Source organism: Ignavibacteria bacterium, assembly GCA_025612375.1.
Lineage (GTDB): Bacteria > Bacteroidota > Ignavibacteria > Ignavibacteriales > SURF-24 > JAAXKN01.
The window spans coordinates 1-2,546 of record JAAXKN010000097.1; the positions used below are offsets into that span (position 1 = coordinate 1).

Genomic DNA, 2,546 nt, shown 5'->3' on the forward strand with positions numbered 1-2,546 from the left:
AAAGAGACTAAGAGTTTTATAGAAAAGATTACCGAGCTTGAGGCCCTCTATGGACAGAAGGAAACGGCGAAAAAGCTCGGCGTCTCTCCATCCACTCTAAGGAATTACAAGACCGGAAAAACAGCCCCGAAAAAAGACAAGGCTCAAAAAGTCAACCGCGTCTATGGACAGAACAAAAAGAAGATCACGCCCGAGAAAGTAGAACGATATAAAAAGAATACCGAGACCAAGAAAGAAAATCGAAGAAAGCAAATCCGAAACAATCCGAGACTCCAAAGTGTTCAGAGTTGGGTAAACAAAGAATTTACCGAGGATTACATCAAGCGGAATATTCTCGCCGAGGCTCCTCCCTTTATTGCTCCCATAGACGGGCGAGGACAATTCACCGACGGCGCGAGCCCGCTCGGGATTCCGAAGGGAACCAAGTTTGTTATTTTATACGGACTGTATACCTCGGACTATAACCAAGGAGAGGGAGAAGGAAAGCAGGACTATTTATCAAGTCGGTTCCCGATCACGCTCCGGAAACAAATGAATGTCGGGGAGGCTCTCGACTATTTAGAGGGAAAATTTTTTCAGACGAGCCAGCAATCGGGAAAGCGGCGTCTCAACCCTACCCGGTTTATCGGCTATGAATTAGCATAGAAAGAAGGGGACACAATGGAAGTCACATGGAGAGGGGCCGAGTATGAATTCGAACCCCGTATTATAGAAGGTGGAGGGGACAACTACACCCGATATAGTAATATTAATGGTCTCATATTCGGGAGTGATACGGAATCCGTTCAGCTACCCGACCGATATGAGCCTCAATGTTTTACATGCTCTGACCCCTGGGGCGGGGATTATCTCGAATACATACCCGAGAAAGAGATCGCGATTCATTTCTTTTTAAAGTGGTTTTTGGAAAAGTACTTTGACCGTATGCAGGAACAAGGCTCTCATCATTTTCTTTACTATCATAACCTGGAGTATGATTGGCTCCAACTCGTCAAATATGATGAGCGTCTCTTGGAGCTCGCCAAGATTGGCGTCTCTCCTTCCGAGGACATTAATCTTTTTCGTTTTGACGGGTACCGGATTACCTTAAAAAAGAATGCCCTTTTTGCCGGGAGTGCTCCTCATATGAAACTCCGAATCTCAAAAGGGAGCAAGAAAAATGAAAAGGCTTTTACCTTATATCTATACGATACGTTTTCCTTTTTTCCGTCGAGCCTCGCGAAACTCGCCGAGGACTTAAAACTCGGACTCGACAAAATGGAACGACAAGAGTCGCTCGGTCAAGTCGATTTTCGAAACGTACCGGACGACGACGAGGAGAAAATCTATTTTGAAAAGTACGCGAAGATAGACAGCCGCGTGACCCAGCTCGCCGCGGAAAAGATTCGAGAGCTCCATAAACACGCGGGTATGACGAAAGTCAGACCCAGCTCTCCCGCGTATGCGATCAACTTGTTATTTCACATGATGGAAGAGGGACAAGCCATCAAGACCGGAATTTCTCATCAAGGGATTATGCAATTGATTTTAGACACATACCGGGGAGGAAGAACGGGCGGGATTTTTCACGGTCAAGTGAAAGGCGTCTCGGTGCTCGATTTTCATAGTAGTTATCCCGCCTCTATGTTAGGCTTGCCGAGTTTCTCTCCAAGTATGCAATATATTCAATTAGAAGGTGAGGAGCTTGCCCTTGACAATGTACTCGAAATATTACAAGAGACGGGAAACGCCTTTCTTAAAATATCGGGCAGAGAGACGAATCCAATCTATCCAAGCCTACTTACAACATTCAATGATAAACTCACTCCCGTCTATGGAGAGTTTAAAGAAATCGCAACGACTGGATATGAGTTTTTCGTCGGTGTTCAAAGCGGGGGCCTTGTCGATATCGTTATCCATGAGTGTGTCGTGTTGCTCGACGTGGACGAAAATCCGAATCTCCCTTTTAAGCAATTCGCCGAGACCGCATATATCGACAAGAATAATAGTACGAAGGGGAGCGTTGAATACACGGCGGCAAAGCTCAAACTTAATTCCGCCTATGGCAAGTTAATCGAATCCCGAACTCAAACCATGATCGGAGCAAGTGACGCTCGGGACTATCTGCCGTTTATCGAAGGAATGGAGAAAGAATTCGGAAACTTCTATTATAGTGAATACGTGAAAGCCCTGGAGGATGGAAAGCGGCTCGGGGATATATACGAGGACTTACTCGACCAACTACATGAAAACTTTGACGAGGAAACCGTTGAAAACATGCAAGTGAAAATGTTCGGGGACTTCTCCATCTCGGGCCGCGTGTATGGGCGTTATGTCGTACCCGCCGCCGCGTCTCTCATTACGGGGTGTAGTCGGGCTCGTTTGCTTTGTGCGATGAAAGCCTTGAATGCTCTTTATTGGGATACGGATTCGGTATTCGTGTTAGGACTTGATGGAGACAAAGAAAGCACGAACTTGAAACTCGCTCAAACTCTTTTTTGGCTCCCGTATAACGCGGTACCCGTCCAGGTAGGAGACGAACTCGGCGAGCTCGATTATGAAATGGT

At 46.3% G+C, this 2,546-nt stretch carries 2 protein-coding genes; both read left to right on the forward strand.

Going from position 1 to position 2,546, the window contains the following annotated elements; translation table 11 throughout:
- Window positions 1–645: helix-turn-helix transcriptional regulator (locus HF312_21385; protein MCU7522769.1), on the forward strand; the 645-nt coding region annotated here is incomplete at its 5' end.
- A 15-nt stretch (window positions 646–660) separates the two neighbouring features.
- Window positions 661–2,546: hypothetical protein (locus HF312_21390; GenBank protein MCU7522770.1), on the forward strand; the 1,886-nt coding region annotated here is incomplete at its 3' end.